This window comes from Streptomyces sp. NPDC059851, from assembly GCF_042732005.1.
GTDB lineage: Bacteria > Actinomycetota > Actinomycetes > Streptomycetales > Streptomycetaceae > Streptomyces.
Genome location: NZ_JBHWJJ010000021.1, coordinates 36,924 through 52,200 on the forward strand (window position 1 = coordinate 36,924; position 15,277 = coordinate 52,200).

The window sequence follows — 15,277 nt, forward strand, 5'->3', positions numbered from 1 at the left end:
ACTGGTTCACCCGTTGAAGGGTAGGCGCACGAATGGCCCAACTGGATGGCGATCAGCAAAAGTTCATGCCGTCAGGGGAAAAAAACCAGACCTCTGGACGCATGACCGTATGCAGCCGGGGGTAAACTCGCGCGCTCATCCGGCCGTATGGAGGGTACGCGCACGGATTCTGCGCACATCACGGGCGGTTTCGGTGACGCCGGCGAGGAAGCCCTGCGCCCGCGGCGACGCGGTGCCGGCCAGCCAGGCCGGGTCGACGTCGCATACGGCAACGGTCACCCCCGTGCCGGTCAGCGCGTACGGCAGCGTGTGGACGACGGTGGACGGGAAGCTGACGACCGTTCGGCCGATCGGACCGCGGCGCGCCGTCAGCTCCAGCGGCAGGTCCGGGCGGACGATCTCCAGCCCGGTCGCCCCGCTCAGCACGCGCAGCTTCTCCGCCGACTCGCGGCGGTGCGCGAAGTAGCGCGTGGCTCCGTGGCGCACCGTCAGGGCGCGCACGGCGTCCAGGTAGCCGGCCGCGTCCACCACCCCGGTCTCCACGAGCGAGGTGCCCACCAGGTCGGTGCCGCGGGTCAGCCGCGGCGGGCCGAACCGGGCGCGGGTCCAGGCGAAGTCGTTGACCCGCAGGGTCATCGAGCCGTGCACGGTGACGGGCATCGAGGTGAACACCTCGACGCGGCGGCCCGTACCGGGCGCCGGGGTGAAGCGGCGCCGGGCGGCCGACGAGACCGGCGCGTACGCGAGCTCGCCCAGCCGGCCGGCCGCGCCACCGCGGCCGATGCGGTGCCAGCGGACGAGGCGTTCGCCGCGGGCGGTCTGGGCGGCGAACTCCATCGTGGCGGTGCCGTCGTCGACGACCACGAGCTCCTCGGCGCGGATGAGCGTCAGCAGCAGCTGCACGTACCGGGAGAACGGGTCGCCGACGACGATCCGCGCGGCGGCGCGGACGTCGCGGGTGAGCGCCGCGAGTGCCCTGACCGGGGCGAGCCGGCTGCCGCGGGCCTCCTGCCACCGGACCTCGTACCCCTCGTCCCGGGCGAGCGCCGCCATGCGTCGGAGCTGGCCGCGGGACATCGGGTCGGTCGGCGGCAGGACGACGATCCGCAGCCCGCCCGCCGCGCGGGGCGTGCCCGCGACGGACGCACCGCGCCGGCCACCGGACCGGAGCCCGGTCCGGCCCGCGGTCCGGGCGGCCTGGCTCGGGACGCCGTCCAACAGCGGGGTACCGCCGGGCGGGTGGGTGCCGTACGCGTACGCCCACTCCAGCACGTTCAGGAGCTGGACGGGGCTCTCGACGAAAGCCAGGGTGGTGGCGCAGGGGGTCACCGGTCACTCCTCGTCACGAACGGGTGGGGGCGGGGGCGGGGGTTCGTACGCACCGGGCACCCGGGTCAGACCGCGACCGGTTCGCCCAGGACGCGGCGGAGCTTGCGCATGGGGGCGAGCTCCGAGTCGTAGACCCGCTTGACGCCGTCGCCGAGCGCGGTCTCGATGGTGCGGATGTCGCGGACCAGGCGGGTCAGGCCGCCCGGCTCGACGGAGGCGGCCTGGTCGGAGCCCCACATCGCGCGGTCGAGGGTGATGTGCCGCTCGACGAAGGTGGCGCCGAGCGCGACCGCGGCCAGGGTGGTCTGCAGGCCGGTCTCGTGGCCGGAGTAGCCGATGGGAACGTTCGGGTACTCCTCCTGGAGGGTGTTGATCACCCGGAGGTTGAGTTCCTCCGCCTTGGCCGGGTACGTCGACGTGGCGTGGCAGAGGAGGATGTTGTCGCTGCCGAGCACCTCGACGGCGTGCCGGATCTGCTTCGGGGTGGACATGCCCGTGGACAGGACGATCGTGCGGCCGGTCGCGCGCAGGGCGCGCAGCAGCTCGTCGTCGGTGAGGCAGGCGGAGGCCACCTTGTGGGCGGGGAGGTCGAACTTCTCCAGGAAGGCGACCGCCTCGGTGTCCCACGGGGAGGCGAACCAGTCGATGCCGCGCTCCTTGCAGTGCTCGTCGATGGCCCGGTACTCGGCCTCGCCGAACTCGACGCGGTGGCGGTAGTCGATGTACGTCATCCGGCCCCACGGGGTGTCGCGCTCGACGGCCCACTGGTCGCGCGGGGTGCAGATCTCCGGGGTGCGCTTTTGGAACTTGACGGCGTCGCAGCCGGCCTCGGCGGCGGCGTCGACCAGGGCGAGGGCGGTGTCGAGGTCGCCGTTGTGGTTGATGCCGATCTCGCCGACGACGTAGACGGGGCGGTCGGGGCCGACGATGCGCGGGCCGAGGGTCCGCAGGCGGGGGTGCAGCGTGGTGGCGAGCGTCATGGCAGCAGGGGCCCTTCGTTCGGTGCGGGGGTGCGGGGTGCGGAGCGTCAGGGGGCCGGCGGGGGGACCGGGAACGAGGAGGGGGAGGGGGAAGGGGAAGGGGTGTCGTCGAGGAGCGGGGCGAGGAGGCGCGCCCGCGCCAGGTCGTGCGGGTCGTCGATCTCCAGGACGCGGGCGGGGTCCGTGGTGACGGGGAGGGTGCGGCCGAAGAAGCGGTGCCGGACCCGGCGGAAGCCGGCGGCGTCCATGGCGTAGGCGGCGCCGGTCTCCAGCAGGTCCTGCGGCCGGTCCTGGCGGCGCGGGCGCACGGACCGGTCGTGGTTGACGCCCGTCGCGCCGGGGTCGTCGCTGCCGGAGCCGGGGGCCGGCGGGGGCGTCTCCCGCCACAGGAAGCCGTGGAAGGGGGCGACGGTGAGGGCGGTGTCGGCCGCGCCGGAGGCGACGGCGGCGGCGACCGACTCGACGTCCGAGGAGGCGATGAACGGGCTGGTGCACTGGACGAGCAGGACCACGTCCACGGCCAGGGAGTGCAGCTCCTCGAAGGAGTCGAGGGCGTGCAGCACGGCGGCCTCGCTGGTCGCGGTGTCCCCGGAGAGGGCCGCGGGCCGGCGCAGCGCGTGGGCCCCGGCGGTGCGGGCGGCTTCGGCGACGGCCTCGGAATCGGTGGAGACCACCACGTCGGTGACGGTGGCCGCGCCCCGGCAGGCGGCCACGGCCCGGGCGACGAGCGGTACGCCGCCCACTTCGGCGAGGTTCTTCCCCGGAACCCCCTTGGAGCCGCCGCGGGCCGGGATCACCGCGAGGACCCGCTTGCTGGGGACGGCCCGCCCGTGGTCCCGCTCGTGGTCCCGCTCGGTGCGGGGCGCGGGCGGGCCGGCGGGGGCGGACGCGGTCGGGGTGGACGCGGTCGCGGCCGCGGGCGGGGCGGTCGGGGCGGCGGCTCGGGTGCTCACAGCTCCCCCAGCCGGCGGATCACCGGGGCCACGCGCTGCACCCCGTGCCGGTAGGCCCCGCGGGCGGCCTCCCGCAGGTGCCGCCGCAGCAACCGCCGCAGCCGGGACTCACCGGCCGCGTCGCGGAGGGTGCCGGGCAGCGGGGTCCCGTCGGGGGCGAGGTGCTGGCGGGCGAGGATCCCGGGGAGGTAACCCGGGGCGGTGGTCCGGGTGTAGTACGGGTCGACCGGCGGGAGCCACGGTCGGGCGGCGAGCTCGGCGACCCGGGCCCGGGCGGCGGCGTACGGGTCCGGGGGCGCGGTCGAGTCGGCGACGGCGGCGGGGCCGGCCGGCACTCCGTGCTCGGCGAGCCAGGACGGGTCGGGCTGCGGTAGCAGCCCGGAGTCCAGCTGGTCCCAGGAGGCGAGGCAGCCCGAGCCGAGGAAGTGGTGGTTGCCCAGGGCCTCGCGGATGCCGAGGTCGGTGAGGACCGCGGTCGGGACGCCCCGGTGCAGGGACTCCAGCGCGGCCGTGGAGGAGACCGTGACCAGCAGGTCCGTGCCGTCCAGGATCTCGCCCATGTTCCCGTAGGCCAGCCGGCAGTTCGGGGGCAGCCCGCCGGGGATCCGCTCGGCGAGCCGCTGGTACGGCTGCTCCTCCAGGTGCGTGGTGTGCTCCCCGGGACGGCTGCGCAGCTTGACGAGCACCTCGCGGTCCGGGTGCAGTCGGGCGTGGCCGGCTGCCCGCCCGAGCAGGTAGGCCCGGTCCTCGCGGCTCTGGGGGACCGACGGCTGGACCGCGAAGACGACCCGCAGGGCCCGGCTCGGCGCCGCACCCGCCGGCCGGTGGGTGCCGCCGGGGCCCGCGTCGGCGAGGAAGGGGAGGGCCGTCTGCGTGACGGAGTCCGCGTCCGCTCCGACGCCCTCGTACACGGCGCGGAAGCGTTCCGCGTCGTGCCGGGAGTTGGCGAGTACGAGGTCGGCGCCGTGCCTCAGCAGGAGCCCGTCGGCGAGCTTCTCGTAGACGACGCCCACGTAGCCGGTGACGAGGACGGGGCGGGCGGCCGGCTCGGGCCACAGGGCGCGGGCCCCGTGCAGGACGGCCTGGACGGCGCCGCCGACGAGGGCGAGGACCACCACGTCGGGGCGTTCGCGCTCCAGGGCGGCCAGGAACTCGGGGCAGGTCACCTCGGCGAGCCGGTCGGCCCGGACCCCGACCTCGCCGAGCTGGCGGGCGGTCGGGGTGGCCCGGCCGCGCAACAGGTACCCGGTGAGTCCGGCGTGGTGGGGTACGAGGCGGCGGGCGGTGGAGGCACCCCATTTCCAGCGCGTGTCGGAATCCGCCAGGACGGCGACGGAGGGGCCGGTGCGAGGCGTGCATGACGCATGGGACGCACGGGGCGCAAGGGATGCGATGGTGTCTGCGCGATTGCTGACTGGCACCCGGCAGAAGTTATTCGGGGATTTCGCAGATAGGCCCAACGACCGCACAACATCGGGTTAACAGGCCGTCGACGAAATACGAATCCGCCCCGGTTAACGCGCCCGCCCCGCGCCGTTCACGCGAAATACGCACACGGGTCACGGTGAATGCCGCACGGCGTCTTAATGTCTCACAGGTGCCCAAGCTCTCTGTTGTCGTGCCGTTCTACAACGTGCAGACATACGCGCCGGATGCCCTGAAGAGCCTCGAACTCAATGCGTGCGAAAATTTCGAGTTCCTCCTGGTCGACGACTGCTCGACGGACGGGACGCCCGCGCTCCTGGAGCGGGCGGCGCGCGAGCTGCCGGGGGCGGTGCACCTCGTGCGCGAGCGGAACGGCGGTCTGGCCACCGCCCGCAACACCGGCCTGGACGCGGCCCGCGGCGAGTACGTCGCCTTCCTGGACGGCGACGACTGGCTGGCCCCCGGCCACCTGGCCCGCACCCTGGCCGTGATGGAGGCTTTGAACTGCGATTTCGTCCGCACCGACCACGTCACGGTGACCGGCCGGACGCGCGCGGTCCGGCACGTCCCGTACGGGCCCCAACGCGTGCCCGCCGATCCGCGCGCCGGGATCCTGCCCGCCACCCGGTCGACCTGCGTGGACTACCCGTACGCCTGGGCCGGCATGTACCACCGGCGGCTGCTGGACCAGGGGCTGCTGCACTTCACGGACGGGCTGCGCACGGCGGAGGACCGGCCGTGGATCTGGCGGCTGCACCGCCGGGCGCGGTCCTTCGCCGCGGTCGGACTGCCCGGGGTCTTCTACCGGCGCGGCATTTCGACCTCGTTGACGCAGATCAAGGACGAGCGGCAGCTCGATTTCATCCGGGCATTCGATCAAGTGCTGGACGACACCGCAGCCGATCCCGATTTCGAACTGCTGCTCCCGAAAGCCGTCCGAACATATTGTGCAATTATCGCGCACCACGTCGGGTCCATCGAAAGGTTCGAACCACCCGTGGCCGAGAAACTCCGACTCATGAGCGCGGGCGCCCTGCAGCGCATGCCCCCCGAGCTGCTGGACCAGGCCCTGGACGCGATGGACCCGGCGCGCAGCACCCTGCTGCGCCGCCTGCGCCGCCTGCGCAGCGGCAGGGGGGCCGTCTGATGCCCGCTCCCCGACCCGTCGGACCCGTCCCCGGACCCGGCCCAGGACCCGGCCCAGGACCCGGCCCCCTTGCCGGCACCGGCACCGTTCCCTGCACGCAGGTCTTCCTCGCCTCCACCCTCTACGGCACGGCCACCCTCGCCGCCGGGATCGACGCGGGCTGCTTCCCTCCCGCCCACCGCCGCATCCTGCTGACCAGCAACCACGCCCTCGCCGCCGAGGTGTCCCCCGGCCTGACCGGCATGCCCGGCTTCGACGTGCTGCGCACCCGCTTCGACGAGGTCATCGACTGGAACGCGGTCATCGCCCCGCTGCACCCCAGCTCCTGGACCCCGCGCCCCGAGGACGTCCCCCTGTGGGAGCGGCAGCTGCGCGCGTTGTGGGGTCTGGGCGAGGACCGCGTCGAGCTCATCGTGGAGTCACTCCAGGTGCCGCCCGCCCGCGCCCTGTGCCTGCTCTTCCCCGGCGCCGCCGTCGACGTGTACGCCGACGGGCTGATGAGCTACGGCCCCACCCGCTTCCGCCTCGACGCCCAGATCGGCACCCGCGTGCGCCGCGTGCTCCACCCGGACCTCGTGCCCGGGCTGGAGCCGCTGCTGCTCACCGAGTTCGGCGTGCCCGCGGAGCTGCTGCCGACCGACGCCCTGCTGAAGGTCCTCGACGGGCTCCCGGCCGGGGCGCCCGAGCTGGCCGGGGTCGGGGAGGGGCCGGCGCTGCTGCTGGGCCAGTACCTGTCCGCGCTCGACCTGCTCTCCCTACAGGAAGAGGAGGACCTGCACGTGGGCATGGTCCGCGGGGCGCACGCCCTCGGCCACCGCGAGCTGGTGTTCAAACCCCACCCCAGCGCCCCCGCCGAGTACTCCGGGAGGGCCGCCGCCGAGGCCGAGCGGCTCGGGGCCCGGTTCACCGTCGTCTCCGCCCCGGTCCTGGCCGAATGCCTGTACCAGCGGTTGCGCCCGGCCCTGGTCGTCGGCTGCTTCTCCACCGGACTGCTCACGGCCGCCACGCTGTACGGGCTGCCCGTCGCGCGCACCGGCACCGGGGCCGTGCTGGCCCGCCTGACCCCGTACCAGAACAGCAACCGGATCCCGCTGACGGTGGTGGACGCCCTGCTGCCCGACCTCGCGGACGCCGCCGCCGTCGCCGGTTGGGCGGCCCCCGGCCCGGAGCAGGTCCGCAGCCGGCTGGCCGGGCTGGTCACCGCGGTCGGCTACGCCATGCAGCCGCAGATCCTGGCCGAGCGCCGTGCCGAGGCCGAGCGCCACCTGGCCGCGGACCCGGACCGGCGCACCCGCGGCTACGTCACGCGCCGCCGGCTGACCTCCCTCGGACTGCCCGGCGGCATCCCTGCCGGCCTGGCGTTCCTGCCGCAGAACCCGGCGGTGCGCCGCGTGGTCCGCCGGCTGCGCCGCCTGCGCGCGGCGCGTTCTTGACCCGGGGCCGGCCTGCTGCCGCTAACCGGTGGCGAGCTTCGCGGCGAAGCCGAGGAAGAGCACCCCGGCGGCCGAGGTGGCCCCGGCCGACAGGCGCCTGCGCCGGCGGAAGGCCGCGGCCAGCCGGGTGCCGCCGAATATCAGCAGCGTCAGGTACAGGAAGCTGCCGAGCTGGAGCAGGGTGCCCAGCAGGAGGAAGGAGAGCGCCGGGTAGGCGTAGGCCGGGTCGACGAACTGCACGAAGAAGGCGCCAGAATCCAACCGCCTGTACGCTTCGCGCCCATGACCGCTACGAAGACCGCTCCCGAGTGGACCGCCGAGGAACTGGCAGAGCTGGCCGAACTTCAGGCCAGGAACGAGGCGCTGCCGGAGGGCGCGCCCCGTGGACTTCTGTCGGTGCGACTGTCGATCCTCACGGAGGACACCACCAGCCCGGCGCGGCAGGAGCTTGACCTTCGTCGCCATGCCATCCGAGAGGGTGTCAGGGTCGTCGGCGTGGCCAGGGACCTCGGAGTGTCCGCAACCAAGAAGGCGCCTTGGGAGCGGAAGGAACTCGGGGACTGGCTCAACAACCGCATCCCAGAGTTCGACCTCATTCTGTTTTGGAAGTTGGACCGGTTCATCAGGCGCATTTCTGACCTACATGAGGTCATCAAGTGGTGCGAGAAGTTCGGGAAGAACCTGATTTCTCTGAATGACACGCTCGACTTGTCATCTCCCATCGCTCAGGCAATGGTGACATTCGTCGCGGCAGTCGCAGAGATTGAAGCCGCCAACACCAAGACCCGCGTTTCATCCCACTGGGAATACACTAAGCAGCAGGACCAATGGCGTATTGGTAAGCCATCCTATGGCTACAAGACTGCCAGGGTGGGCGGGAAACTCCGCCTAGTGCAAGATCCCAGGCAGGCCCGGGCAGTGCGCTACATGTACCACGCTGCAATGCGGGGGGTTCCGGCAAACCGAATTGCTAAGGTTCTAGACAGGGCCAAGGTCGCAACCTACAGCAACGGGAAGTGGAACAATCAGCAGGTTCTCAGGACCCTTAGGAATCCCGCCGTCAAGGGGCTTCGCACTGAGGGGGGAACGAAGGCGGGCGCCTACAAATCTACGCCGGTGCTAGACAAGCAAGGGCAGGAAATCAGGGTCACGGATGAACCGATCCTGACTGATGAAGAATTCGAGGGCGTACAAGCAGCACTTGCTACCCGCTCGAAGAACAAGCGCCACCATGAGAAGAATCGCCGTCCCACTAGGTTCCTCGGCGTTATTAAGCACCAGTGCGGCAGGAACGTCAACGAATCGAACAGCTACAAAACAATTACTACCGGCGAAGTAAAAGAGTATCGATACCTGCGATGCCCCGAGTGCCGGAAGCCCGGATTCGTCACACCGGATCCTGAGCATGTGTACTCGGCTCTGGCACAGGCCGTCTTTGAGGCCCTGGGTGATTTCGAGGTGATCCGGCGCGAGTACGCCCGAGGCGACGAGAACAGGCGTGAGCGCAAGCGACTGGAAGATTCCATCGCCTACTACATGTCTGGGCTGGAGCCTGGCGGAAGGTTCGATAAGGCCGGATTCATTCGCGAGAAGGCAGAGACCACGCTAGACGCCCTCATGAAGGAATTGACGAAGATCGACCCGGAGTCCACAAAAGATCGGTGGGTCTACGAAAGCACCGGCATGACCTACAGCCAACATTGGAAGACCGGTGGCGTAGAGGCCATGGAGAAAGATCTACTGAGTGCTGGAATAACCTTCGAACTTGGAAAACAGGACGATGGGGAACTAGTGGGCAAGTTGATCATTCCGCACGACGTCAAGAAGCGATTGATCAGAATGGACAACAACTGGAGTTAGCGACACCGGCGCACTCCGTCAAACAGAAATGCCCCCTCCGGAAGGAGGGGGCATTTCTGTTTTCAACTCTCGGGGGGATAAACGACATCGGCGACCACTCTTCGGTTACCGTCCTGATCCTGGATAACGGTTACAACACGCATACGCCCCCTTTCGGCGCCGAGACCCTGCGCCGGGCACCAGTAATGACGGAACCTTGCATCGCCACCCTCTGGCGAAGTCAAGCACTACGTTCAAACGCCACCACCGTTTAAACGCGTGGGCAACACCACGCCCCGTCGGGCTTGATCAACATGGATTTCGCCACCCCATCGGCGGTAGAACTCAGCCAGCACCTGTCAGAGAGGACACGTCGGTACCCGCATGGCTAATCGCTCCGATGCCGCCAAGGCACGACACGGCGCATGGGTCTTCGCCCTTGCCACGGCCGAGGCTCCCGGGGCCGACGCTCTCAAGGCGCACAGACTCACGCGCAAAGACGCGTGGCCCAACTTCACGCGCTTCCTCATAGCGGTCGGTACCCGCTGGGGGACGTGGGGGGAGGAGATACGGCCCACGCTGGACCGTATCCAAGAGGCAACCGGCGTCGACAGGTCGAAGGCCAGTCGATGGCTGCACACAGCGGTGAACCTCGGGTATCTCTCCGTGGCCCGTCAAGGGTCGCGAGGAATCGCCACGACGTACCGAATCGCCATCCCTGGCGAGAAAGCAGAGAAGGCCCCTCAGGGCCTTTCTGGCACCTCTCGGGCATCTCGGCCGGCTGAGGCAGCCGAAAGGCACCCTGCGGGTATTCCAGGGCCGCTCAGTGGGCCCGCACCGAATGATCCCCGCTCGCTCAATTGGGATGAAATGAGCTGGGAGGCTCAGGCGGTGTTCCTGTCGGCCCCGGCCGAACGGCAGCAGCAATGGAAGCCGGAGTATGGCTCCTACGATGCAGCCGTTAAGGCGGCTGTGGCCCATAACCCGTATCTCCCTGTGTAGCCCCCTGTCTCACAGGGGTGCCCAGATGAGATAGAGCAGTAGAGCCGCTGTGTCATAGCAGCGGCCTTGCTGTCTCATGTATTCAGCTTTCCTGTCTCAGACTCCCAGGATCTTTGAGACGTAACTAGGAACTAAGAACTACAGACCCCTTCGGGGTCTGTTAGCTACTCGCAAGCTCGCAGCTAATCCCCTGGCCGGTCGACAGACCCGGACAGCCAGGCTCCCTAACGGGGCCTGACTCAGCCAAGGCAGAAAGCGCAGCTGCGGAGCAAGCGGAGCGAAAGACTCCTTCGGCCTGTAGGCCTTCGGAGTCTTTCAGTGGCGAAGGCGAAAAACTGTGTTCTGCGCCGGGCCCCCGAAAGGGTGCCCCCTGTCTTTTCGCAGCCTCTCAGTCGAAGAAGGCGCACGCGGCCCCGTACGGGCCGAAGGGTGGGAACTTAAGTCCTGATCCTCGCTCGCGCTGCGCGCGGGCCCTCGCGGCCCCGCAGGAAGCCGCAGTAGCCGCGAAACACCGGGGAGGGGGGATCCGAAAGTCTGAACGCGCCTTTCTGCACCCGCGTCTTTCCCTCTTTTCGCATGCCTGAGGACATCGGACAGCGTGGGCAGTGGATTATTGCGTATCTGCACGTCAGGGCACGGATTCGTACGGCATGCCTAGGGACATGCCGAGGGACATTCGGAGGGCGACTGTCCTCAACCATGGATAGGAGATCAACAGTGAAGCGATGCCCGTATTGCCGTACCCGACTATTGGCCAGGGCCCGAAACGGGAACGTGAAGGCGACGTGCGGGGCGCCTGAGTGCCTGAAGGCTCGGGAGCGGGAACGTAAGCGCACCGTCCGCGCGAAGGCCCGCGGAGAGGCGCCTACGCCGCTTATGGAGCCCGGGCCGGCCTCGGGGGCCGAGGGGGCGTTCATGGCGCCTTGGGGGCAGGTGTACGCCTCCGAGATGGAGGCTTGGGCCGACTGTCTTCTGACGGGCGGCCTCGACGGCCTGGGCGAAGTTTCGGCTGAAGTCCAGTACGAGCGACAGCGAATGCTGGCGGCTGTAAGGGATTCCGTCGCTTAACAGGTCTATAAATGCCGAAGGAACCCACTAGGGAACCCCTTCAATACTAGGTGCAGGGTCAGAGTCTGGCGCGGCCTCCGGATTGCTCCACCGGAGGCCGCGCCTTTCTCGTACTCCAGTGCCGGTACGAGGCCATGCCCGCGAAGGGGAAACATGACTGTTCATTTGAATTGCTGGCACTGCTCCGAAGTCTTTGTGCGCGAACTCGGCCCAGGTGCTCCGCCGAGGTATTGCGGAAACGCATGCCGCGGCGCTGCCAGACGCTCTCGGCAGCGGATCCAGTATGAGCGTCGCGCAGAGCGGCGCAGGCTGGCCGACGCTTCCGCGGTATGAAGCGGCGTTTTTACTCTGTCCCTGTACTTGATGAGGAATACTAATGTCGATGACTGATGTTTACAACCGGCAGGCTAAGGCCTTTCTTGAAGACCGCTCGAAGCTGATTACGGAGATGCGTTCAGTAGAGGCTGACACTGCTCTTTCCGGGGTGGAGAAGCGCGAGCGTGTAGAGCGCATGGACCGTGAAATCATGCGGCTTGAGGCCGAGGCCCGAGAGGCCGTCGAGCGTAGCGAGCGCGAGGCCGAGGTTCGGTCTATGGCTGGCCGGAACGCTGGCATGCTGTCCCCTGGCCAGATCGCACACTGCGAGTCGGACGAGTGGCGCGGGCTGCTGCCCTCGCTCAATGAGTATCGGACGCTGATCTCTGAGGGTATTCCCGGTGACGGCGGTTACACGGTGCCCGATCAGGTTTCCTCCAAGTACATCGACGCCTTGAAGGTGAATTCAACTTTCCTGCGCGGCCTCCCCGCCGGCAGCATCATTCCATTCACTTCGGACACCCTCTCCGTCCCGCAGCTGGTCTCTTCCACGGGTGCTGACTATGCAGCCGAAGGGCAGCCCATCTCGGAAGGTCAGATGGTGTGGGGTGAGGTCAAGTTCACTGCAAAGAAGATCGGTGAAATTCAGTGGGCCGGTACCGAGGTGCTGGAAGACTCGGCGCTTGACCTCCGGCGGATCATCGCCGACAACCTCCTGCGTGACGCTTCCCTGAAGTTCGATGCGGACGCGTTCACCGGATCGGGCGCCAACCCGATCAAGGGAATTGTTTCCCAGGGTGTGACTACGACCCTGGGAGCCGGAAAGGTCACTGTCACGTATGACGACCTGGCGGACGCCGTGGCCAGAATCGAGGCCACGAATGGGCGCCCCTCGGTCGTATGGGCTTCTACCGATATGGCTGCGGCTCTCCGCAAGGAAAAGGCGAACGGCTCTGGCACCTACCAGGGTGGCCAGCCGACCGATTCCCCGGCTACGACCGCATGGGGACTCCCCGTTCTGGTCAGCGGCTTTCTTGCGCCCAAGACCGTTGCGGTTGCTGACGCATCCCGCATCGTGGTCGGCGTACGCCGGACGGCTCAGGTGAGAGTCAGTGAGGACGCTCGCTTCGCCTCGGATCAGGTCGGCTTCAAGCTCACCATGCGCATGGCAGGCGTTTCCCTCGCCGAGCCTGCCTCCGTCCAGATCGTGAAGGCTGCCGCTTCCTAGGCCAATTGCAAGTAAATCCCCCGTACCCGAGAAGGGTGCGGGGGATTCTTCGCATTTCAGCGCACAGAACCGTGGTCAGGCGGTGTAGAGCGTCGGGCGCTCCGCCACCTGGTCCGGGGTGAGCCCTTCCACGGTCAGGTTCCCGGTCCAGAGGTGGTCGCGGTTGGCGTACGTCGCGTCGAATCGGACGCGCTTGCCGCCGGGCTCCAGCTTCCACCCCTGGTGGTCGAACTGCGTGATGCGGTCGCTGCCACACACGAACGCCCGGGTGGCCTGGGTGAGCACCCATTGGGCGAGCTCGGTCTCGCCGGCCGTGGGTCGGCCGCAGTTGCGGGCCATCTGCCACAGGCGCCCCCACTCGACACCGGGTGTCAGCGGGCCGACGATGGCCACGTCTCCGATCCGCCGGTCGTCCAGGTGGTGCACGGCGTAGCCGAAGACCACGCCGAACATGGCGAATACGGTGACCCTGCTGCTCCCGGTCAAACCCTCGTCGGATGCCATGGGCGGTACCTTTGCTCAGGGTAGGACCCGGGCACCTGTGACGTGCCCGGGTCCTACTTCGTTCGAGGGGATCAGCAGCCGTCGCCGTCGCCGCAGCAGGCCGGGGGGTTGCAGTCCTTCGCGGCGCCCCACATCCGCTCGTCGACGTAGAAGCCGGCCGCCTTGACCCGCTCCACCACGGAGCCGATGAGCGGGCGTGTGCGGACCGTGGCCTTCGGTTCGTGGTCCAGGAAGTAGCCGAACTGTTCCTGGCACCACGCGGCGTAGGCGCGGGTGTGGAGCGCGAACGAGTGCCAGCCCGGGTCAACGACCTGGGACGGGGTCATGTCGAACGCGTGGGTGTCACCCATGACCTTGAGGAAGGCCAGGGCCTGGTCCACGATGTTGCGGGCCGTGGACAGTTCGTGCCCGTACTCCTCCGCGCAGAACTCGGACACCTTCTCGAACAGTTCGGGACTGACGAGGTCCCGCCCGCGCCGTACGGCGGCGGGGCTTTCGACCATGGTCGTCATCGTGTGACTCCTTCTGTCGATGGGTGAGGGTCAGGCCGCGGGCGGTGGCGGGAACTGGTCCCCACCCGTGCCGCCGGACTTGTCGCCCGGGTCGATAACGCGCATCTCAGATCACCCCCTTCTGCCGTGGCGTGCCCTGCAACCCGCCCTGACGGGCGGGGGTCTGTGTCAGGTCGTGGCGACCCGGTGAACAAGGGCGATGTCCTCGAACCCTCGAAGGAAGCGGCCGTGACCGGCATTGAGGCCCGTGTGGGTCATGCACTGCCGATCCACGTCGGCCACGTCGGGGCCGGGAACGGCAGCCCAGCCGCAGCCCTCGTAGAGGCAGCTCGCAACCACGGTGGGCGTGGATTCGGGGTCTCTGATGATTCGGTGCTCGGTGTACCGGAGGACTGAGCGCGTCATCGGCGCGACCCGTCCTCGTTGACGCACCGGGTGTGCCAGTAGGCGACTTTCGGCGGGCCGTCCTTCTGCCCGAGCATTCCCCGTCGGGCAAGCTGCTGAAAGGGGATGGGCATGCTGCAAGACGGACACGTCTCGCGCTTTGCGGTGTACGTCACGTACTCGAAGCTGTCCGTACTGGCTGCCATCACGCACCCCTCCCGATGACTTCCCGGTCGATGTCATGACCCTAGGAAGCGGGCTAAGACGGCCTCAACGAACTTGCACGACCTTGCAGGGAATCACCCGAGTGCGGCGATGGCTTCCGCGATCAATGCGCGTGCGGGCCGCCCATGGCAGGCAAGTTTGGCTAGCTCAGCGAACATGTGGGCGTACGTCTCGATCTCGCTGGGCTGCTTCACGGTCACCTGCGCCGTGGCTAGCTCGATGATCACTTGGTTGTCGTCGTAGATCCAGAAGCCTTCAACGGGCCACATGACCCGTTCGGCGCTCATGGGGACCACGCCGAGGCTGACGTTAGGCAGCACGGCGATTTGGAGGAGGTGTCCGAGCTGGGCAGCCATGACGTCCGGGCCACCGAAACGGGAGCGCAACGCCGACTCCTCCAGCACGATCCCGAAGTGCCGATGGGCGTCATGTAGGTAGCGCTGGCGCAGCATGCGCACCTTGACCGCTGCTTCAACATCGTCCGGGATCTGCCTGAACGCCACGATCCGCTTCATGACGGCGGTCGCATAGTCGGCCGTCTGAAGCAGGCCCGGGATCACCCCGGGCTCGTAGATGCGGAAACGGCTTGTCCGGGCGTACAGGGGAACGTGGGCCTCTTGGGCGTGCTTGAGGCCGGCGCGCTGCAATCGCTTCCACTCCACGTACATCTCGTCGATGCCCTGGGCCGTGGCGCGTAGGTCTTCGTAGTCTTCCGGGACGCCGCAGATGGTGACGTAGGCAAGGAGATCTTGGTCTGAGGGCGGAGTCTTGCCGTTCTCAATGCGAGAGGCCTTGGACTCGCTCCAACCCGCACGCGCAGCCAGCGCCCGCGCTGTCAGGCCGGTCGGCTTGCGAATGTCTCGCAGCCGCCTGCCGAGGGCAGCACGGGCGTCTTGGACTGCTGATGAAGGTGACGTGTTCACGGGCGGGCAG

General features: G+C 68.6%; 10 protein-coding genes and 2 pseudogenes. 4 read left to right on the top strand and 8 right to left on the bottom strand.

The features are described 5' to 3' along the window. Positions 1 to 135: 135 nt before the first annotated feature. The 4 genes and pseudogenes from ACFV7Q_RS10190 to ACFV7Q_RS10205 form a co-directional block, all read right to left on the bottom strand. Positions 136 to 1,329: a hypothetical protein gene (locus tag ACFV7Q_RS10190; protein ID WP_385426176.1), complete on the bottom strand. Its 1,194-nt coding sequence runs from the start codon at positions 1,327 to 1,329 to the stop codon at positions 136 to 138. 65 nt (positions 1,330 to 1,394) lie between these two features. Further along, positions 1,395 to 2,309 (bottom strand): N-acetylneuraminate synthase family protein, encoded by a 915-nt coding sequence (locus ACFV7Q_RS10195; RefSeq protein WP_385426178.1) that lies wholly within the window; start codon positions 2,307 to 2,309, stop codon positions 1,395 to 1,397. Positions 2,310 to 2,392: 83 nt separating this feature from the next. Next, positions 2,393 to 3,106, bottom strand: a pseudogene (locus ACFV7Q_RS10200) (cytidylyltransferase domain-containing protein); the annotation flags it as partial. Positions 3,107 to 3,258: 152 nt separating this feature from the next. After that, positions 3,259 to 4,587 carry a DUF6716 putative glycosyltransferase gene (locus ACFV7Q_RS10205; protein ID WP_385426303.1) on the bottom strand — a complete coding sequence of 443 codons (1,329 nt, stop codon included), beginning with the start codon at positions 4,585 to 4,587 and terminating at the stop codon, positions 3,259 to 3,261. A 272-nt stretch (positions 4,588 to 4,859) separates the two neighbouring features. Between ACFV7Q_RS10205 and ACFV7Q_RS10210 the strand changes: the two genes are divergently transcribed. Both ACFV7Q_RS10210 and ACFV7Q_RS10215 read left to right on the top strand, forming a co-directional pair. Next, positions 4,860 to 5,834: a glycosyltransferase family 2 protein gene (locus ACFV7Q_RS10210; protein WP_385426181.1), complete on the top strand. Its 975-nt coding sequence runs from the start codon at positions 4,860 to 4,862 to the stop codon at positions 5,832 to 5,834. Then, positions 5,834 to 7,267 (top strand): polysialyltransferase family glycosyltransferase, encoded by a 1,434-nt coding sequence (locus ACFV7Q_RS10215; protein WP_385426184.1) that lies wholly within the window; start codon positions 5,834 to 5,836, stop codon positions 7,265 to 7,267. The genes ACFV7Q_RS10210 and ACFV7Q_RS10215 overlap by 1 nt, the downstream gene beginning before the upstream one ends. Before the next feature lie 21 nt (positions 7,268 to 7,288). On the opposite strand, the pseudogene ACFV7Q_RS10220 reads toward ACFV7Q_RS10215, so the two are convergent. Next, positions 7,289 to 7,516 (bottom strand): annotated as a pseudogene (locus ACFV7Q_RS10220) (LysE family transporter); the annotation flags it as partial. A 33-nt stretch (positions 7,517 to 7,549) separates the two neighbouring features. On the opposite strand from ACFV7Q_RS10220, the gene ACFV7Q_RS10225 reads away from it, so the two are divergent. Together ACFV7Q_RS10225 and ACFV7Q_RS10230 are read left to right on the top strand one after the other, a co-directional pair. Beyond that, positions 7,550 to 9,127, top strand: a complete 1,578-nt coding sequence (locus ACFV7Q_RS10225; protein WP_385426187.1) for a recombinase family protein — start codon at positions 7,550 to 7,552, stop codon at positions 9,125 to 9,127. 2,431 nt (positions 9,128 to 11,558) lie between these two features. Next, a complete protein-coding gene (locus tag ACFV7Q_RS10230) occupies positions 11,559 to 12,719 on the top strand; it encodes a phage major capsid protein (protein ID WP_385426190.1) in 1,161 nt (386 codons plus the stop codon). Between the two features lie 75 nt (positions 12,720 to 12,794). Here the strand turns inward: ACFV7Q_RS10230 and ACFV7Q_RS10235 are convergent, their stop codons facing one another. The 3 genes from ACFV7Q_RS10235 to ACFV7Q_RS10245 form a co-directional block, all read right to left on the bottom strand. Next, entirely contained in the window at positions 12,795 to 13,223 is a 429-nt protein-coding gene (locus ACFV7Q_RS10235; protein WP_385426192.1) for a hypothetical protein, read from the bottom strand. Positions 13,224 to 13,294: 71 nt separating this feature from the next. Next, on the bottom strand, positions 13,295 to 13,735 hold the full coding sequence (locus ACFV7Q_RS10240) for a hypothetical protein (protein WP_385426195.1): 441 nt from the start codon (positions 13,733 to 13,735) through the stop codon (positions 13,295 to 13,297). A 683-nt stretch (positions 13,736 to 14,418) separates the two neighbouring features. Then, the gene (locus ACFV7Q_RS10245; protein ID WP_385426197.1) at positions 14,419 to 15,267 is read right to left on the bottom strand and encodes a helix-turn-helix domain-containing protein; all 849 of its coding nucleotides are present in this window, start codon (positions 15,265 to 15,267) and stop codon (positions 14,419 to 14,421) included. Positions 15,268 to 15,277 lie beyond the last annotated feature (10 nt).